At 47.2% G+C, this 17818-nt stretch carries 14 protein-coding genes and 1 pseudogene; 7 read left to right on the top strand and 8 right to left on the bottom strand.

What is annotated here, in order from left to right; genetic code table 11:
* Positions 1–259 precede the first annotated feature (259 nt).
* Both aspA and I8U18_RS00775 read right to left on the bottom strand, forming a co-directional pair.
* The gene (aspA, locus tag I8U18_RS00780) at positions 260–1687 is read right to left on the bottom strand and encodes an aspartate ammonia-lyase (RefSeq protein ID WP_198064389.1); all 1428 of its coding nucleotides are present in this window, start codon (positions 1685–1687) and stop codon (positions 260–262) included.
* A gap of 7 nt (positions 1688–1694) precedes the next feature.
* A complete protein-coding gene (locus I8U18_RS00775) occupies positions 1695–2702 on the bottom strand; it encodes an asparaginase (RefSeq protein ID WP_198055211.1) in 1008 nt (335 codons plus the stop codon).
* Positions 2703–2927: 225 nt separating this feature from the next.
* Here I8U18_RS00775 and I8U18_RS00770 point away from each other — a divergent pair, with 225 nt between their 5' ends.
* Positions 2928–3314, top strand: coding sequence for a helix-turn-helix domain-containing protein (locus I8U18_RS00770; RefSeq protein ID WP_052154183.1), 387 nt, complete (start codon positions 2928–2930; stop codon positions 3312–3314).
* A gap of 289 nt (positions 3315–3603) precedes the next feature.
* Here I8U18_RS00770 and I8U18_RS00765 read toward each other — a convergent pair whose 3' ends face one another.
* From I8U18_RS00765 to I8U18_RS00745, 5 genes are all read right to left on the bottom strand, one after another.
* On the bottom strand, positions 3604–4671 hold the full coding sequence (locus tag I8U18_RS00765) for a glycoside hydrolase family 64 protein (RefSeq protein WP_198055210.1): 1068 nt from the start codon (positions 4669–4671) through the stop codon (positions 3604–3606).
* A 367-nt stretch (positions 4672–5038) separates the two neighbouring features.
* Positions 5039–6169, bottom strand: coding sequence for an NADH-dependent flavin oxidoreductase (locus I8U18_RS00760; RefSeq protein ID WP_033101007.1), 1131 nt, complete (start codon positions 6167–6169; stop codon positions 5039–5041).
* 269 nt (positions 6170–6438) lie between these two features.
* On the bottom strand, positions 6439–7695 hold the full coding sequence (locus tag I8U18_RS00755; RefSeq protein WP_033101006.1) for a family 16 glycosylhydrolase: 1257 nt from the start codon (positions 7693–7695) through the stop codon (positions 6439–6441).
* 228 nt (positions 7696–7923) lie between these two features.
* On the bottom strand, positions 7924–9576 hold the full coding sequence (locus I8U18_RS00750; RefSeq protein WP_033101005.1) for a cellulase family glycosylhydrolase: 1653 nt from the start codon (positions 9574–9576) through the stop codon (positions 7924–7926).
* 144 nt (positions 9577–9720) lie between these two features.
* Entirely contained in the window at positions 9721–10221 is a 501-nt protein-coding gene (locus I8U18_RS00745; RefSeq protein ID WP_033101004.1) for a hypothetical protein, read from the bottom strand.
* Positions 10222–10431: 210 nt separating this feature from the next.
* Between I8U18_RS00745 and I8U18_RS00740 the strand changes: the two genes are divergently transcribed.
* Both I8U18_RS00740 and I8U18_RS00735 read left to right on the top strand, forming a co-directional pair.
* The gene (locus I8U18_RS00740; RefSeq protein ID WP_033101003.1) at positions 10432–10854 is read left to right on the top strand and encodes a MarR family winged helix-turn-helix transcriptional regulator; all 423 of its coding nucleotides are present in this window, start codon (positions 10432–10434) and stop codon (positions 10852–10854) included.
* A 58-nt stretch (positions 10855–10912) separates the two neighbouring features.
* Positions 10913–11464, top strand: a complete 552-nt coding sequence (locus tag I8U18_RS00735; RefSeq protein ID WP_033101002.1) for an NAD(P)H-dependent oxidoreductase — start codon at positions 10913–10915, stop codon at positions 11462–11464.
* 48 nt (positions 11465–11512) lie between these two features.
* On the opposite strand, the gene I8U18_RS00730 is transcribed toward I8U18_RS00735, so the two are convergent.
* Positions 11513–11671 carry a hypothetical protein gene (locus I8U18_RS00730; protein ID WP_160173847.1) on the bottom strand — a complete coding sequence of 53 codons (159 nt, stop codon included), beginning with the start codon at positions 11669–11671 and terminating at the stop codon, positions 11513–11515.
* Positions 11672–11750: 79 nt separating this feature from the next.
* Here I8U18_RS00730 and I8U18_RS00725 point away from each other — a divergent pair, with 79 nt between their 5' ends.
* From I8U18_RS00725 to I8U18_RS00710, 4 genes and pseudogenes are all read left to right on the top strand, one after another.
* Positions 11751–13277, top strand: coding sequence for a recombinase family protein (locus I8U18_RS00725; protein ID WP_198055209.1), 1527 nt, complete (start codon positions 11751–11753; stop codon positions 13275–13277).
* Positions 13278–13287: 10 nt separating this feature from the next.
* Positions 13288–13641 (top strand): annotated as a pseudogene (locus I8U18_RS00720) (manganese catalase family protein); the annotation flags it as partial.
* 343 nt (positions 13642–13984) lie between these two features.
* Complete coding sequence (helD, locus tag I8U18_RS00715) at positions 13985–16342, top strand: RNA polymerase recycling motor HelD (RefSeq protein ID WP_198064388.1); 2358 nt, start codon at positions 13985–13987, stop codon at positions 16340–16342.
* Positions 16343–16519: 177 nt separating this feature from the next.
* Entirely contained in the window at positions 16520–17758 is a 1239-nt protein-coding gene (locus I8U18_RS00710) for a YeeE/YedE family protein (RefSeq protein WP_370589194.1), read from the top strand.
* The last annotated feature ends 60 nt before the right edge of the window (positions 17759–17818 follow it).

The raw sequence follows: 17818 nt of genomic DNA, 5'->3' as shown, positions 1-17818 counted from the left end.
CGGTGTTGGTGGCAATCAAAAAAAAGCCGCCCGGAATCATTCTCATCCGGGTGGCTTTCTGCAATTCTTCTTGATTTCATGACGAAGGCAAAACCGGGGGCCGGATCCGGAAGATCACCAACATCGCGAAACAGAAGCAAACACTGTTCGGTTGCGCAGGATCCCGGCCGCAGATGGCACGCTTGCCGGCCTGTGAAGCAAACAGACTTTGTCAGCAAGCGATGGGCGTATTTCCCACAAGCGGAAAGAATCAAATCCCCTACTCTTTGTCAAGCAAGGAAGCTCCGGCGATTCCGGGATGCGTCATCTCATAGGGGTCCAGGATCAGATCCAATTCTTCTTCAGTTAAGACATCATATTTCAAGCATAATTCACGAACGGATTGGCCGGTAAGGATGGCCTCCCGTGCAATTCTTGCGGCAACTTCATAGCCTATATGGGGATTGACTGCGGTAATCACACCGACGCTGCTTTCCACATATTCCCTTAGCTTTTCCTCATTCGCTTCAATTCCCGCCAGGCAGTAATCAGTGAAAACACGGAAAGCATTATTCATGATCGTGATGGATTGAAGCAAGTTAAATACGAGAACAGGTTCCATGACGTTCAATTCAAGCTGACCGGCTTCAGAAGCCAGACAAATGGTATGGTCGTTGCCAATGACCTGAAATGCCACCTGATTGATGACTTCAGCCATCACCGGATTTACTTTGCCGGGCATGATGGATGAACCGGGCTGACGGGCCGGCAACCTGATCTCGGAAAATCCCGCACGAGGTCCGGAAGCCATCAACCGTAAATCATTCGCGATTTTGGACATGTTCATCATACATACTTTCAATGCCGCAGAAACTTCCGTATAGGCATCCGTATTCTGCGTGGCATCCACAAGATGTTCAGCACTTACCAATGGGAACCCGCTGATTTCAGAGAGATGTTTCACTACACTCCCGATATAGCGGGGATCGGCATTTAATCCTGTACCGACCGCAGTCGCCCCCATATTCACCTCATATAAATGTTGTCGTGACTGTTTAATTCGCTTGATGTCACGCTCCAGCATCCGGCTGTACGCTTCAAATTCTTGACCCAGACGGATGGGAACGGCATCTTGCAGATGGGTTCGCCCCATTTTTATGACATGGTCAAATTCTTTTGCCTTGGATTTCAACACACCATGCATAGATTCCATTGTATCAAGCAGTTTTTCCAGGAGACTCAGTGTTGCAATCCGAATGGCAGTGGCAAATGCATCGTTGGTGGATTGGGACATATTTACATGCGTGTTCGGGCTTAACATAAAATAATTCCCCTTTTGCTCGCCCAAAAGTTCGAGTCCCCGATTGGCAATCACTTCATTGGCATTCATGTTGATGGAGGTTCCGGCTCCCCCCTGAATCGGATCAACCACAAATTGATCATGCCACTTCCCGTCGATAATTTCTTGAGCCGCGGTGAGAATGACTTTTCCCAAGCGCGGATTGAGCCGGCCGATTTCCATATTGGCGAGGGCGGCAGCTTTTTTTACCATCGCAATGGCGCAAATCAAGGAGTGGTGCAGGTGATATCCGGTGATCGGAAAGTTTTCTTTTGCCCGCAATGTCTGAATGCCATAGTAGACATCGGCGGGAATTTTCTTTTCTCCGAGAAAATCTTTTTCCGTTCGATAAAGCTCTTGATCACTCATCCGCCTATCAACTCTCTTCTTCGTATTTAAGGGTTATGTCATTTGCAATCGGCGATTCCATCATCCGCTTCACCTCTTGCAAATCATTTGTCTGACCAAGAACCCACATCATTTTCGGAACAATGGCCTCGGTATTCATATCTCCGGAAAGAATAATTTTATTTTGAGCCGCTTTTCTGCCGACTTCATACAGGGTCAAATCTTCCCCTTCTTCCAGACATTGAGTGGTGATCACAACCGCAACCCCTGAAGCGATCAGCTCCTGCAATTTCGGAAGAAGGTTTCTGCCCTGAAAGGGGATTCCCCCGCTTCCGAAACTCTCAATAATAACACCCTTGTATAAATGCTTCAGATAATCAAAGAGCTCCGGTTTCGCACCAGGAACCAATTTCATCAAAAACACATCCGGACACAGTGAAGGATTAAACTGAAGTTTACCGTGCCTTGGCGGACGAACAGGATTGTTATAAGTCACTTTTGATCCGTTTATATAAGCGATATAAGGATGATTAATGCTCTCAAAAGCATCATAACTCTTGGTTCTCAATTTAACCGCCCTGGTTCCCTGGATAACCCTGCCGTCAAAAACAACAAAGATTCCCCCGATATCTTCACAGGCGAACCGGATCGCATCGGCAATATTTTTCTTGGCATCGGTTCGATTAAAACTGATCGGAACCTGGGAGCCGGTGACCACAATCGGTTTTGCCGCGTTTTGCAACATATAGGAAAGGGCTGCAGATGTATAGGCCATTGTATCCGTTCCATGGGTGATGACAAATCCGTCGTAGTGATCGTAATGATCAGCGACGGCCTCTGCTATTTTCACCCAGAACTCAGGTTGCATGTTGGTACTGTCAATATTCATCAAAAGTTTGCTTTCAATATGGTAATCCGGGTGTTCTTTCGGCAAGAATCCCAAAAGTTCTTCAGCTTTCATTCCGGGAGCCAGCCCTTCTTCCCCTTTCAGGGAGGCGATGGTTCCACCGGTGGCCAGCAACAGCAGTTTTTTCATATCCTCCACCCCGATCTAAAAGACAGCGTTCAGGCTCCATCCTTAAAACAGGCAAAGATAAACTTTTGAATCGCAGTCTATAATGTACGCTAAACGCGAACTCCAAGAGTAATTATAGGGAGAGTATCCGGGAAAATCAACAAAACTTTATTCATTTCGCGTACTTTTGTGGTATCTTAACAAAAGAAGAAAATTATAATGAGGTTCGATATAAGGGGGAAGGCCATGATTTTAAACAGAGTGATAGAATTGAGAAAGCGAAAAAAGTGGTCACTGCAATATACGGCCGACCAGCTGGGAATCGCCAAAAGCACCTATGCCGGATACGAATCAGGATATCGCCGTCCCTCATTGGAAGCGATCAAATTAATGGCTGATCTGTTTGAAACCTCGGTCGACTATCTGCTCGGCCGTGTAGATACAGAAACTTTTCATCCCGAGAAAGAAAACATACAGGAACTCGAACTCACCCAATTATCCGAAATCAAACTGACAGTAGACGGCAAACCCCTTTCGGACGGGGAAATAAACCAGTTAATTGCCTTTATCAGATCAAAGCGGGAAATCGAAGGCTTGCAGACTCCTGATGCGCAAACACAAAAAAATTGGTAAATCCCTCTGTCAAAGACGCATCTCCACCGCTAAGCAAGGGTTTTACTGCTCGCAAAAATCTAAATCGTTCGCTTTTGTCCGTCAATGATCCTTTCAAAAAATTCCGATGCAACGCAGCTGCATCCGCCCTGTTCAAGAAGCGGCGGTACAGGAACCCTTCCCGCGTATGTTCTCTGGAAATAAAAAAATGACTTGAGCCCAAAAAGGAGTCTCAAGTCATTTCGTGTTTATAACGGAAATCCAAGAGCGGTTTTACCGGAAAAACCCGGTGACCCCCCTGAAGGGGGCATCACCAACCTACGCGGATAATCAAGCCTTTGGGATCATTTACTTCAAGATAGGAAGCTTGTCCGTTCACATCGTCGTAGGCAAAGCCGTAGGCGAGATGATCAATGCTGTGATCATGCCAAAATTTGGCGTAGTAGTTGGCCGGAGCTGCCTGATAATAGCGGCTGACATTGTTCCAGTCGCTTTCCGTGTAGACATGGCGGTTGATGGCAGCACAGGTTTGCGCATCGGAAGCAGCTCCGTCGCACCGTAAAATATCTTGTGTGGGTAAGTTGGAATAGCCGGCAAAGTAATTGGCATTGGGCCCGCCCGCTGCAAAGGAGCCGTGAATGGGGGCCACGATCCGGTAAGGAGATTGCACCGTAGCGAGCGACTTGAATTCAGAAGGAACTTCATTGACAAATTTTTCGAACAATCCTGAACGGGTTTCCGTTTCCAATTCGCCCACTGTCCGGTCATATGAGCCGGATTTGTTCACAAGGCGATGCTGAATGGGGAAGCCGAATCCATCCACCCGCGTTGTGTTTCCATGATATCCCGAATCATTGACGGTAAATTCGACAAAATCAAAATAAACATCACGGTTGGGATCAGTTGGATTGTTGATATCGGGACCGGCAAATCCGTTGTCATATGTTTTGATGTAGCAGGGGGAGCCAACACACAAGAACATTCTCCCGGAGGTGATTTTGGGAAGATTTATCCATTCTGCGTCACTGATTTTATGGTAAATGTTCGCATAATTGTTCCCATTTTTCGTCAAGTGACCGGGAGCATCATTCAAGGCAGTGGAAATAGGTTGCAGGTTGCCGTTTAAATCCAAGTAACTCCAACGGCCGGTGGATGGATCGATGCCCAGAACCCCCCAATAGATTTGGTCATCGGCATAAGCTCCGTTCGTTCCATTCATGACCTTGACGGACAGCACCCCGTTTCCGGTCGGGAACGGGATGGACGAGGCGGGAATCGAGTAGATGGAATTGGAGACAGCCGCGGTGGACTGCGGTATGGACGGGAATATTACCAGTGAAGTGATGATCGCACACAAAGCAACGATTTTTTTAACCATTCGCAAGACCTCCTGTCGGACATGGATTTAAGATGCATAACGAGGACGGCCGGAAACTCTCAAATCCATAATGTTATTAGAAAAAAACGAACTTCCACACCCCCTTTCAGGTTGGAAAATTAAATTAATTAATAATATTATTTCATATAATTTTATTTATTTCAATAATTAATTTATGAATTTAACCCCAATTCAGTCTTTGTGCATTCATGAAGAGCTTAAACAAGCTGTCCTGACCCTACAGACAGCTTGTTTCCTTCCCGCACATCAAAAAAATGTTCAGGAAATCATTAAGGCATTTAAAGCGTCATTTGTTTATGTACAGGACATCCGGCACATTTTATTGAAAATTCACGATCATCCGGCCTTATTGATCTTCCCTGATGGGAAGCCATCCCGGAATTGCTGAAAAACCTTCCCACATGGGATCGGGAATGACCAATTTTTCTTTATCTTGAGCGGACAAGCTTTTACGAATTGCATTGACTCTCCCTTTTTGCACTTTTTGAACCCATTCAGGTTCGACAATCAGTGCACGGCCCAGCGCTACCAATGGAATCCCTTTTTCCAATGCTTGCAGGACCTCATCCGGATGCCAGACAGACCCCACGCCGATCAACGGGATCTTGTCACCAATGCGCTCATGGATACGAAGAAGCAAAGGTTCAGTTTCTTCTTTGTTGCGGATTGAACCTTTCCACAGTTCTCCGATCGAGAGGTGAATATAATCGAGATTTTCCTCTGCCAATTTATCAAGCAATTGAAAGGTATCTTCAATTGTAATCCCCGGCTCTTCCGCTTCCTCCGGTGAAATGCGATACCCGACAAGAAATGGATTTTTCGCATGTTTTTTTACCGTGTTTAAAACGGATTTCACGACGGCTAGCGGAAATCGCATTCTTTTTTCCAGCGTCCCTCCCCATTGATCTGTCCGTCGGTTTGAATACGGAGAAAAGAATTGTTGTATAAGGTACATATTGGCTCCATGAATTTCAACCCCGTCAAAACCCGCTTCAATCGCCCGACGTGTTGCTTCCCCGAAAGCTTTGATGACATTGTCAATTTCTTGTTCCGTCATTTCTCTGGGGGTAACGGTCCAATCCCTTGCTGCCCGAACAGCACTGGCACTTACCGGCGTTTCTCCTCCAATCGTCTGAGGTGAAACCATGCTCCCGCCATGAAAAATTTGCAAGATCGCTTTGGAACCTTTACCTTGAATGGATTTGGCCACTTTTCTCAGGCTGGGAATCATTTTGTCAGAATCCGCACTGAAACCTCCGGCAACGGCTTTTCCTATTTTTTCGACATAAGCACAGGCAGTAATGAGCGCGCCCGCACCGCCTGAACGTTTTTCATAAAACGCAAGCTCGTCCTGTGTAACCATTCCGTTTTCAAATGCCGAAGCAGTTGTCAACGGAGCCATCAGAATACGATTGCGAATGGTAATTCCGGAGGGAAAAGTAAAGGGTTTGAAAATCGGCTCGTATTTTTTTATCAACTGTTAAACCTTCCTTTCACGAGTAACGGAGTACATCCCCTGAGCAAACAATAAAGGGTTCAATGTACCGAACATTGAACCCGCAGCCTGTTGACAAAGATCCAAAGCAGGGGTCCCAATGTATTTGATGCTTCTCTTTTCTCCGGCTTCTTCGCCGCAAAGGTCGCAGCTGAAAAGCACTCGTCCCCTCTGCTTAATGGTGTCATCCTCCCCGCGGGAAAGCAGGGAACTTCCCCACAGGGAATTGAGAAAACCGGCAAAGGATTGGCCTATTTTTGCACGAAGTCAAATTGCTCCCATGTACTGGCCGTCGGACGGTTTGCCACCAGTACCGAATCCAGATTCAGATCCGCACTCAGATACTCGTTATTTCCAATATTTTTAAGTGCCTTTTTTCCGTTTGCCTGGGTTTCCACCTGGAAAGTTTCCCATGGTCCGACCGTTTCTTTATCGGCGTAGACGGAGCCATCCGGCTTGACGGAAACGTATTTGTAATCGGTCGAGGACAACAGCGCCACTTTGCCATTCCCCAGATCTTTGACTTCAAACATTTCCCACACGCTGGCACTATCGCGGTTGGCGCGGAGCTTGTGGTCACCGACAAACTTGTCCACTGTCACGAACTTTCCGTTGGCAGCCGCTTTCAAAGCAATGAAGTTTTTCGCGGGAGCTGGCTCATAATCATTGTTTTGGCGCTGATAAACCCGGACATAATCAATTTTGTAATCTTGCGGGAAGATGGTGGTGTTATCCGGGGAACCAGGCCAATCCCCGCCCACGGCCAAATTCAGGATGATAAAGAAATTATGGTCAAAGACCCACTTGCGTCCATCGAGATCTTGCGGCGTCCTTACCTGATACAATTGGCCATCCACATACCATCTGATCACATTTGGTTCCCATTCCACCGTATACGTATGGAACTGGGTGCTGATCGTGTCGGACGTGTCATGATAGGCGCCGATTCCCGTCGACCCGAAGTAATTGGGTCCATGCAGGGTTCCATAAACCGTGGATGGGGTTTTTCCCACGTATTCCATAATGTCCAATTCCCCGCAATCGGGCCAGCCTGCCTGACTGTAATTGCTGCCCAGCATCCAAAAGGCCGGCCACATTCCCTGCCCCTTCGGAAGTTGCGCTCTCATTTCGATTTTGCCGTATTTGAAATCAAATTTGCCTGAAGTGTTCAGTCTTGAGGAAGTATAGTTAAAGGTCCGACCATTGTATACCTGGTTTTCCCGTTTGGCTTCAATAACCAAATATTTGTTTCCGCTGTTGTTAGGATCACTTTCAAAATGAACGTTATTCGGGGTATAGAGTTGGAGTTCGTTATTGGGTCCGGGGCCGATTTCAAAATTCCACTTGGAACTATCAACGCTGTTGCCGTTAAATTCATCTCCCCAGACTTGCACCCATGAGCCGGCCGCTTCCGTCTGCTTGGGTGAAGTTGTCATAAACCCGCATGACAAGGTGGTTACCAGGGACAGGAAACATATTCCTGCAGAGAATGCCTTCTTCAAGAACATGCGTATACCTCCTTTTATGCCGGAAAAAATCAGAAAACAAGAAACAGGGTATTCCGAAAAGCGACTTGGATGTCAAACAGACGCATTCCCAAGTGGAGAAGCCTTCTTTGAAGATTGCAATTTCAGGTTGAATCGCATAAATATTCAAACAATCGCATCTGATCAACTTTCCGCGCGCATACGCGCTGCCACCCGTAAAACGTCTCTGACAAACGGATCATCAAAGCCTTACGGAGCCACCGTTATGGTGAAAGACTCCCAAGCGCCACCAACCGAACTGCGATTGGCGATCAACTCCGGCGAAGACTGGTTCAGATCAGCACATACATACATATTGTTCGCCAAAGCCCTCAGGGCATAGGTATTGTCACCCAGAGGCTCCAATTTGAATTTCTCCCACTGTTGAACGATATCTGCTGATGCGATCAGTTTTCCCTGCTGATTCAAATCCGCTTTCACATATTTATGGTTGGCCATCGACAGGAGGGAAACGGTTCCGTCCGGATTGTTGATGATTTTGAATTCTTCCCATTCCTTTACGGCATCGCGATTGGCAATAAGCGGATTGTTCCCGTAATTATCGGCACTCACATATTTGCCGTTGGCAACCGCTTTGATACTGTACACGGTTTCCGGAACGGGAGGTGCGGTTGTGTATTTTTTAACGATATTTTGGAGCGTTGTGTTGGGAGTGAAATTGTCTGTGCTGAATTTTTTCCATTTTTCGATGATGGTGCTTTTGCTGTCAGTATCCAAATTGGGAGACGGGTTGTTGTTGTTGATATAATAACCCCAGTTTCCGCCGCCCTTCACTTTATAACTCCAGTTGGTCCAAGATGCATTGAGGGCATTTAACCTGGAAAGCCATTTTTCATACAAATCGTTTTGACCGAATGAAAATTCACCGGCATATAAAGGTATGTTCCATTTGGCTTGGTAATTGGCCAGATCGGTCAGCCATCTCTCTATTTCAGAATTGGTCAAATTCCAGTCATCATAATTTGTAAAGTTATAATGATGTGTCTCGTAAACGACGTTGGTCCATCCATAGGTGGACGGCGGATAAGCCGCATACCAATCGAAGAAAGCCGCAATAATGAGAATGTGGTCCGGGTCGACCGCACGAACTGCTTGATAGAGCCGATTATAGAACTGCATCTTTTGCTGGATCTGGCTGGAGTTTTCTCCCTCCCCCATCGTGACCAGCGGTTCATTCAACAAGTCGTAAGCAGCTACAGTCGGATTTCCTTTATAATGCGCAGCCAGTCGCTGCCAAATTTGAACGGTCCAATCCTGGAAGGTGGCGTTCTTCCACAATTGATTGTAATTTTCGCGACCGCAGGATTGCCACGGACAATCGGCGCCGGGTGTACCATGAAGGTCCAGGATGACATAAATTCCGCGGCTTCCGGCTTCAGAAACAAGCCAGTCCAATTTTCTGAATGTGATGCTGTCCGGTTTCATCGTACCGTCCGTATTCATGAAATCTTCCCAATACATCGGTACGCGAACCACATTCATGCCCAAATTCTTGATATTGTCAAGGTCGCTCGCCTGAATCCAGGTGTCGTGGTATGCGTTCAGCAGCTCTTGCGTATCCGCCTCTCCGAAACGGCTAATCAGTTTGCGCCGCAAGGTGTACTCGTCAACCGCTCCTGCTGGCGACATCCAGTCTTCCCGCAACAGCCAACCTCCAAGGTTCGTCCCCCGCAAGTTGACTATGTCACCGGTACCGGAGTGATTCCGGATTACTTTCCCGCTGGCTTTCAGAAAGTCATCGGAATCAATTGCCGCGTTAGCCTTCGGGATTAAAGGCACTCCCATAAACGTCCCAATCAATATCGCCAGGCAAAGAATGCCCAATAGTGTTTTTTTCAACATTTTTCTCCCTCCCTTGTATAAGCTGGGCTGATGCTCTTTCCCATCGTCAATCTTTACCATGTGACGGTATAGCTTACTTTTTGATCACCAAACTGAATCGCATTTGGAACCGCTTGGGGATTGTTCTCATAGTCGAAAAAGATGTCAACCCAATATTGGGATTTTTGGGAAGCGAGATCCCCTCGCCCGGTTCTGTCCTGGTTTGACATGGAAATGGCGCTTCACTTTTACAATGACATCGGTTGAATCGAGCTGAATGAGTTGGGTGGGAATTAAAAACGCTTGATCCGTCTTTTCCGTGGAAGGTATTTCTTTTGTGATAAGGCCGTCGTGCATTGTGATGGCAAACGTTTGTTCAGAGGATAGATCTGCAAAGATGAAATTCCAATTTTTCCTTCTACCTTCAGACCCGGCTTTTTGCTTCTCGCCGTCATCCACGCTGGACATGACGAGGAGCTCCGCATGACGATCCCATGCTCTTGCCTTTTTCCGGGCAATTTGGTAAGCCTCTTTCAAGGAACACAACCCGTCCGTTGCACAAGGGTTCACTGACTTCTCCGCTTTCAGTTTTTGGCTGTACAGAAAACCGGCGGGAAGAACGGTCAGCGCCATTGCCGCCAACAGAATTCGTTTAACGCAACGCAATGCCCCCTCCTTTTATTTGTCTAGACAACAGGATATTAGAATATTATCAATTATTATTATTTCAGTCAATATAAAATTATAAAAATTATAAATGTTAAATTCTGTGATTAATTACGAATCAAATTAATAAATGGTATTTGACCATTGACATCGGTCGTGCTTTATCATATTATTTGTTTGCGCAAACAAATATGCAGGAAGTGATGGTACATGATCGAGAACCTTTTAAATAGATGCCTCTACTTTACGACTCAAAGCCTGGCTCGCGAGATCAGAAAGATGGCGGAGGAAACTTTTGCTCCGATCGGCTTGTCCCCGACATACGCTTTTATCGTCCTTGTGGTGATTGAACAACCCGGTATTACCTCAACTGATCTGGGAAAAATATTACATGTCTCTCCTTCGACCGTCACGCGCTTTGTCGATAAATTGATTTTAAAAGGCCTGGTCGAGAGAAAAACGGGAGGGAAACTGTCGAAACTGTACCCTACCGAAGCCGGGGTGCAATTTCAAAGCAAAATTCAAGAATGCTGGGATGAGCTGCATAAAAGATATTCAGAAGTTCTCGGAAAAGAAACAGGCGATCTGCTGAGCAGTCAAATTGTGGAGGCAATGCGCAAATTAACCGAGTAAGATTTTTAATCACATATTTGTTTGTACAAACAATAAAAGATAGAAGGAGGAGACATAGATGAAAACGCTGGTGATCGTTGTTCACCCGAACATCGAATCCTCGCGAATCAATAAAAGATGGAAAGAAGCGGTTTTGAATGAACCGGGCATAACCGTTCACGATCTCTATGAAAAATACCGCAATCAACCCATTGATGTGGAATTTGAACAGCAATTACTCCTCGCCCACGATCGTATCGTGTTCCAGTTTCCGTTGTATTGGTACAGCAGTCCCCCGCTCTTAAAACAGTGGTTTGATGAAGTGCTTGCCTATGGCTGGGCTTACGGCCCCGGCGGAACCAAATTGAACGGTAAAGAATGGGTATTGGCCATTTCCGCCGGTGCACCTGAACATGCTTATCAAGCCGGAGGTTCCAATGCATTTTCAATGAGTGAACTGACCAGACCGTTCCAGGCATCTGCCAATTTTGTAGGCATGACCTTCCTGCCTTCCTTTGTCCAATATGACGCAAACAGAATCACTGACGAAGAAATTGCCCAAAGCGCAATCCGCTATGTACAGCATATTACCAATGTCGAATTAAACCCAAAGGCTCGCCTTCGCAACTAATAAAAATACTGAAGGAAAGCCCGGAGATTAAGCTTACCAATCGAGCCCTCACCAGAGGGCTCTTTTCAACCAAATCATCTCAATAATCTCAATGATTTCACTCAACCGCCGATCCTTTTCTTCCTCCGTTTGCTTTGCGGCAACAATATGAATGGTCGTATTCCCGATCCGGTAAGTTCTGTCAAAGCCCGTTTCCCTCTCCCTCACATGGATCACCTCGGTAAATGGTATGCAAGAATGGCAAAGGGACAGCCATATAAATTAGAACAGAAAGGGAGGGAATCGCATGGATCGGGTTTGCATGTATCTTCGCAAGAGTCGCGCCGACTTGGAAGCCGAAGCCCGCGGAGAAGGGGAAACACTGGCGAAGCATAAAAAAACGCTGCTCCAGATCGCCGAGCAAAAAAGCCTGAACATCGTGAAGATCCGGCAGGAAATCGTATCCGGAGAAAGCTTGATCCATCGGCCCGAAATGATGGAACTTCTCAGAGAAGTGGAAAGCGGCTGCTACGATGCCGTTCTCGTCATGGACATGGACCGGTTGGGGCGCGGCAACATGCGTGAGCAAGGGATTATCTTGGAAACCTTCCAAAAGTCCGGGACAAAAATCATCACCCCCCGGAAAATATACGATCTTCAGGATGAATTTGATGAAGAATACAGTGAATTCGAAGCATTCATGGCCCGCAAGGAATTGAAAATCATTACCCGCCGGCTTCAGAATGGCCGGATCCGCTCTGTTCAGGACGGAAACTATGTGGGTACCCGGCCGCCGTATGGATATCAAATCAAAGAGGATCACTCCGGACGCTACCTTATACCAGATTCGGAGCAAGCCCCCATTGTCAGGCAAATTTTTAATTGGTATACCGAAGATAGGCTGGGAACCGTAAATATTGCCAAACGACTGAATGAGATGGGCATTCCTTCTTACAACAAGACAAAGTGGAACTCAAACGGTGTTCTCAATATCATTCGAAATTCAGTTTACATTGGGAGAATTCAATGGAGAAAAATGGAGAGAAGAAAAACACCGGATCAGAGCGGTCGCAAATACCGGAAACGACCATATACCGAATGGATCGATGTGGAAGGAAAACATGAACCGATCGTTTCTATCGAAACTTTTAACAAAGCCCAGGAAATCCGGACCAAAAGAAGAAATTCACCCTATCATTATTCATTTAAAAATCCTTTGGCCGGTCTTGTAATTTGCGATCAATGCGGCGGTACGATGCTGTTGAAGTATTCGCGTTATAAGGTGGCTCATCTCATCTGCGACAATAAGAAAAGAGGAGGCGGTTGCAATAACAAAAGCAGCCGGCTCGATTATGTTGAATCCCGCCTGTTGGAGGCATTGTATGACTGGTTAAAGGCGTACAAGATCGAATTGAACCTGAACGAGGAATCTGCAAACCACGAAACGACGGCTTATGAACTGGCGATTCAAAACCTGTCACTGCAGCAAAGAAAACTGGAAACGCAAAAAAGCAACTTGCATGACTTATTGGAACAAGGCGTATATGATGTGCAGACATACATCGAGCGGTCAAACAGCATTGCTAAGCGATTGAAAGAAATCCGCGAAAAAATCCGGGAAAACAAAATGAAATTGGAAATGGAAAAGAAAAGGGAAAATGCAAAACAAAACGTTATTCCAAAAATCACTCATCTCCTGGATACGTATCATCATGTGGATGACCCGAAAGAAAAAAACATCTTGCTGAAAAGCGTCGTCGATCATTGCCTGTATCACAAGGAGAAGCATCAAAAAAACGATGAATTTACACTGATCGTTTATCCCAAACTGTAGTACCCATCGTACATACGTCAATAAACTCACGAAAGATGCAACGCCCGAGCAATTGCGGGAGGCGGGATTGGGAGAGCATTTTGTCGATCACGGCTATTCGCTTTTTTACCACAATGCGGCCGGCACCCCTTGGACAGCCACCTATATCCAGGCCAAAGGCGATCCGATCGCCGATTTGTACGAAGATATTGCGGCCGAGGAAAAGGCGCGGGCCACTTATCAGTGGTTGATCGACATCTCGGATGATCCGGATATCAACGACGCTCTCAAGTTTTTACGGGAACGCGAAGTGGTTCACTCGCAACGTTTTCGCGAAGCAGTAGAGCTGATTAAGGAGTATCAGGGGCAGAAAAAGTTTTTTTAGGTTCCTGTGCACACAGGTTCAAAAGAAATCCCCATCCGTTATGTGGATGGGGATTTGTTGTGTTCTGATTTCATCGTGCAAAATCATCCGGTCCGCCAATTCATTTTTGGCCAACTGACATTAAAGGCGATTGCTTTCATTCATCACAGGTCAGTATTAGCAGTCATGATATCATAATATTCAGTAAATAAACAAGTTACGGCATTCCCTTGATTTGCCCTTCCATTCATCCTATAATAAAAAGGTAACAACGAAATGTAAAAACAATAAAAACCCAATATACATTATAATATATAAAATCTGCTGTGTCAAGGCTAAAAAGGTTAGAGAAAGGAAAGAAAAAATGGACAAACACGAGCAAGAATTGAGAGCCGAACAAAAACGTGTCCGCCATGTTGCAGAGAAAGCCGGACAGCGCCTCCGGCTTCTGAAAAAACAAATGGATCAGGTTAAGTCCAATGTGGTGGAAATCCGTAAAGGTTTTTGGGATGATGTGCGGGTTAACTTCGACGACCCGGAGGAAGCATTGGAAACAGCAACAGCCATCAAGCAGCAAGCTGAAGTGCTGGGACAAAGAGAGCGGTCGCACCAGCATATGCAAAAGGAACTGGATAAGCTGAAGCGGCTATGTTACTCCCCCTATTTCGGGCGCATCGATTTCCGCGAAGATGGAGAAAACGAAACCGATCGTGTATACATCGGCATCGGGTCGTTCCAAGACGAGAACAACCGTTTTCTCGTCTATGACTGGCGTGCCCCGATTTCCAGCCTTTATTACGATTTTTCCCCCGGGCCTGCCCAATATGAAACACCCGGAGGCATCCTGAAAGGCACGATGGAACTCAAGCGACAGTTCCTCATCCGGGACGGGGAGATCAAAGCGATGTTCGACACCGGTGTCATCATCGGAGATGAGCTTTTACAGGAAGTGCTGGGCAAGCAAGCCGATCATCAGATGAAAAGCATCGTCGCCACAATCCAGAAAGAACAAAACCGCATCATCCGCAATGAACGGAGCCGGCTCCTGATTGTTCAAGGTGCGGCGGGAAGCGGAAAAACTTCGGCTGCCTTGCAACGGGTTGCTTATCTCCTGTATCGGTATCGTGATCACTTGCGTCCGGAACAGATCGTCCTGTTCTCCCCCAATCCCCTGTTCAACAGTTATGTTTCTACGGTTCTCCCCGAACTGGGTGAAGAAAACATGGCACAAACCACATTTCCGGAACTGCTGGAGAAGCGTCTGGGGCATTCGTTCCGTCTGGAAACCCCGTTCGAACTGATGGAATACATCCTGACCAAGGAAGGCGAGCCCGGCTATGCCGCCCGGATGGCAGGGATTCGCTTCAAGTCATCGCTCCAGTTTATGGAATTGATTGACCGCTATGTTTCCCATCTCGGCCAAACCGATCTGCTGTTCCGGGATGTGAAATTACGCGGCGAAATCATTATTCCCAAAACGAAGATCAACGAGCATTTCACCTCACTGGATCCGAAGCTGCCCATTCCCAACCGGTTGCAGTTGGTAGCGGAACAGCTGCTCGCCGCATTGGCGGAAAAGGCGAAAGAGGAACGGCACAAACCCTGGGTGAAAGAAGAAATCAACTACATGAGCCAGGAGGAATACCAAAAAGCCTATAACCGTTTGCAACAGGCCAAACGTTACAGCGAAGATACGTTTGATGACTTTCAGCGCGAAGAGGAACTGTTGTCCACCCGGGTGGTCGACCAACATTTCAAACCCTTGCGCAAATCGATCAAACAACTGCAGTTCGTTCGCTTCCTTGATATTTACAGACAGTTATTCACAGACCCGGAATATGTCCGCTGCTTTTGGCCCGACTTTCAGCCCCCGCGGCACTGGACGGAGATTTGCCGGCAAACGTCCAGCCGATTGCAGAAGCGAACCCTGGCTTACGAAGATCAAACCCCTTTTCTCTATCTCAGGGAACAATTGTCAGGGTTTCATGTCAACCGCTCCGTCAAACATCTCTTTATCGATGAAGCGCAAGACTATTCCCCGTTTCAATTCGCCTATTTGAAAAAACTGTTTCCCCTGAGCAAAATGACCATACTCGGGGATTTGAAACAGGCCATCTTTTCTCACACTGACAGTGAACTGGAAACTTTCCAAAGTTTAACTTTCCTGTCGGACGGGGAGGAAATCGAGACCATTGTGCTGAACCGGACCTACAGATCAACAAGGCCGATCGTGGAATTCACCCGGGCGATGATTCCCGGAGGCGAGGCCATCGTTCCTTTCAATCGGGCCGGAAAAAAACCGACAGTCACCCAACTGGCTGACAAGGCTGCGCTTCGGGAAGCGGTCCGAACACAAATCCGGGAACTGCTGTTGGCACAGCATCAGACTATCGCTGTCATCGGAAAAACAGCCGCCGAATGCCAAGAGATTTATCAGTCGCTCAAACCGCACTTTGACATCCAACTCATCCGTGAGGAAACTGCCGCCTTCAAGCCCGGAATCATCGTCATCCCCTCCTATTTGGCCAAAGGGATCGAATTCGATGCGGTCATCATCTGGAACGCTTCCGAACAACAATATCATGCCGAAAGCGTGCGAAAACTTTTTTACACCGCGTGCACTCGGGCCATGCATGAACTGCATCTTTTCACACCCGGCAAGCCCAGCCCCTTTATCCTCGATGCGTCGCCGGAAACTTATGATCTGCGCATTAAGGCATAAAAAAGCAGGCTCCCTTGCTTCAAAGAGGAGCCTGCTTTTCCACAACACTCTTTTCTTATTATGTAAATACATGTTAAAATAAAATATCCAATTGCATATTTCAACCTGCGATGGAATGGTTCGTCGCTTTTTTTATCCTCTTAAACCAACTATCTTGATCGGAAAGGGTGAGAAAATATGTCAATGCCGCAAACTTCCCTAAAATCAGCACCATCCATCCACTCGCGCCTGCCCGGACTGAAAGCTCCGCTCGTTTGGATTGCGATCCTTGCCTTTATTGTCTTGGGAGCTTTCGTGTACAGGTACGGCTGGCAAAAGGAATTATTATTCATCATCGGCGTTTTGCTCGGTGTTGCGCTCTACCACGCGCGGTTCGGTTTTACTTCCGCTTTCCGCGAACTATTATCCGTCGGACAAGGGCAGGGATTGCGCGCACATATGCTTATGCTGGCGATCGCCAGCGTATTGTTCGCTGTCATTTTCTCGACCGGCACGACCCTGACCGGAGCAGCTCCGCAAGGAAATGTGGAACCGATCGGAATCAGCCTCGTTTTCGGTTCATTTTTATTCGGAATCGGAATGCAATTGGGCGGGGCATGTGCCTCCGGCTGCCTTTATCGTGTCAGCGGCGGGACTCCGTCTTTCATTTTAACCTTGATCGGTTTCATTGCCGGTTCGGTTTGGGCGGCTTATCACTGGCAGTTCTGGTCCAAAGACCTGCCCTCTCTTCCGCCCGTCTCGCTGGCAACATCCACAGGTCTGGGTTACGGAGGAGCCGCTCTTCTGCAACTGATTCTGTTTGCTGGCATCGTCCTCTTCACCTATTGGATTGCCAAAAGGAAAAATCCGCCGCCCCGTAAACCGGTGCCAACCGCTCAGGGCTGGAAACGAATTATCCGCGGATCATGGCCGCTCTGGGTTTCAGCCATCGTGCTGGCTGTTTTGAACGCACTTACCTTGTTCATCAGCGGCCAACCCTGGGGCATTACCTCCGCGTTCGCTCTATGGGGTTCCAAAATCCTGCAATCCTTCGGTGTGGACGTCTCTTCCTGGGTTTACTGGTCCGGTGCCAAAGCAAAGGCGCTGCAAAGCCCGATTCTGGCGGATAAAACATCCCTGATGGACTTCGGCATTATCATCGGCGCCTTTTTTGCCGCAGCGGCAAGCGGTACGTTCAAAGTGCAAAAAATCCCGTTCAAAATCCATCTCGCTTCGCTGATCGGCGGGATCATGATGGGCTATGGAGCACGACTCGCCTACGGGTGCAATATCGGCTCCTATTTCAGCGGCATCGCCTCTTTCAGTCTGCACGGATGGATTTGGGCCATTTTTGCTCTTCTAGGAACCTATGCCGGCCTGAAACTGCGTCCTCTGTTCGGATTAAAAAACCCGAAACAGAGCGATTCATTTTGCTGAAACGAAATACAATGATACAAACCCCAGGCTTGCATACCGCAACGGCCTGGGGTTTTTTCT

Source organism: Thermoactinomyces sp. CICC 10522, from assembly GCF_016055075.1.
GTDB classification, from domain to species: domain Bacteria; phylum Bacillota; class Bacilli; order Thermoactinomycetales; family Thermoactinomycetaceae; genus Thermoactinomyces_A; species Thermoactinomyces_A daqus.
Note: the sequence above shows the minus strand (reverse complement) of the source record. Positions and strands in the feature narration are given on the sequence as shown.

Coding starts and splice junctions, on each gene's coding strand:
- aspA (WP_198064389.1), bottom strand. CDS start 1,687: ATGAGTGATCAAGAGCTTTATCGAACGGAAAAAGATTTTCTCGGAGAA.
- I8U18_RS00775 (WP_198055211.1), bottom strand. CDS start 2,702: ATGAAAAAACTGCTGTTGCTGGCCACCGGTGGAACCATCGCCTCCCTG.
- I8U18_RS00770 (WP_052154183.1), top strand. CDS start 2,928: ATGATTTTAAACAGAGTGATAGAATTGAGAAAGCGAAAAAAGTGGTCA.
- I8U18_RS00765 (WP_198055210.1), bottom strand. CDS start 4,671: ATGGTTAAAAAAATCGTTGCTTTGTGTGCGATCATCACTTCACTGGTA.
- I8U18_RS00755 (WP_033101006.1), bottom strand. CDS start 7,695: ATGTTCTTGAAGAAGGCATTCTCTGCAGGAATATGTTTCCTGTCCCTG.
- I8U18_RS00750 (WP_033101005.1), bottom strand. CDS start 9,576: ATGTTGAAAAAAACACTATTGGGCATTCTTTGCCTGGCGATATTGATT.
- I8U18_RS00740 (WP_033101003.1), top strand. CDS start 10,432: ATGATCGAGAACCTTTTAAATAGATGCCTCTACTTTACGACTCAAAGC.
- I8U18_RS00735 (WP_033101002.1), top strand. CDS start 10,913: ATGAAAACGCTGGTGATCGTTGTTCACCCGAACATCGAATCCTCGCGA.
- I8U18_RS00725 (WP_198055209.1), top strand. CDS start 11,751: ATGGATCGGGTTTGCATGTATCTTCGCAAGAGTCGCGCCGACTTGGAA.
- helD (WP_198064388.1), top strand. CDS start 13,985: ATGGACAAACACGAGCAAGAATTGAGAGCCGAACAAAAACGTGTCCGC.
- I8U18_RS00710 (WP_370589194.1), top strand. CDS start 16,520: ATGTCAATGCCGCAAACTTCCCTAAAATCAGCACCATCCATCCACTCG.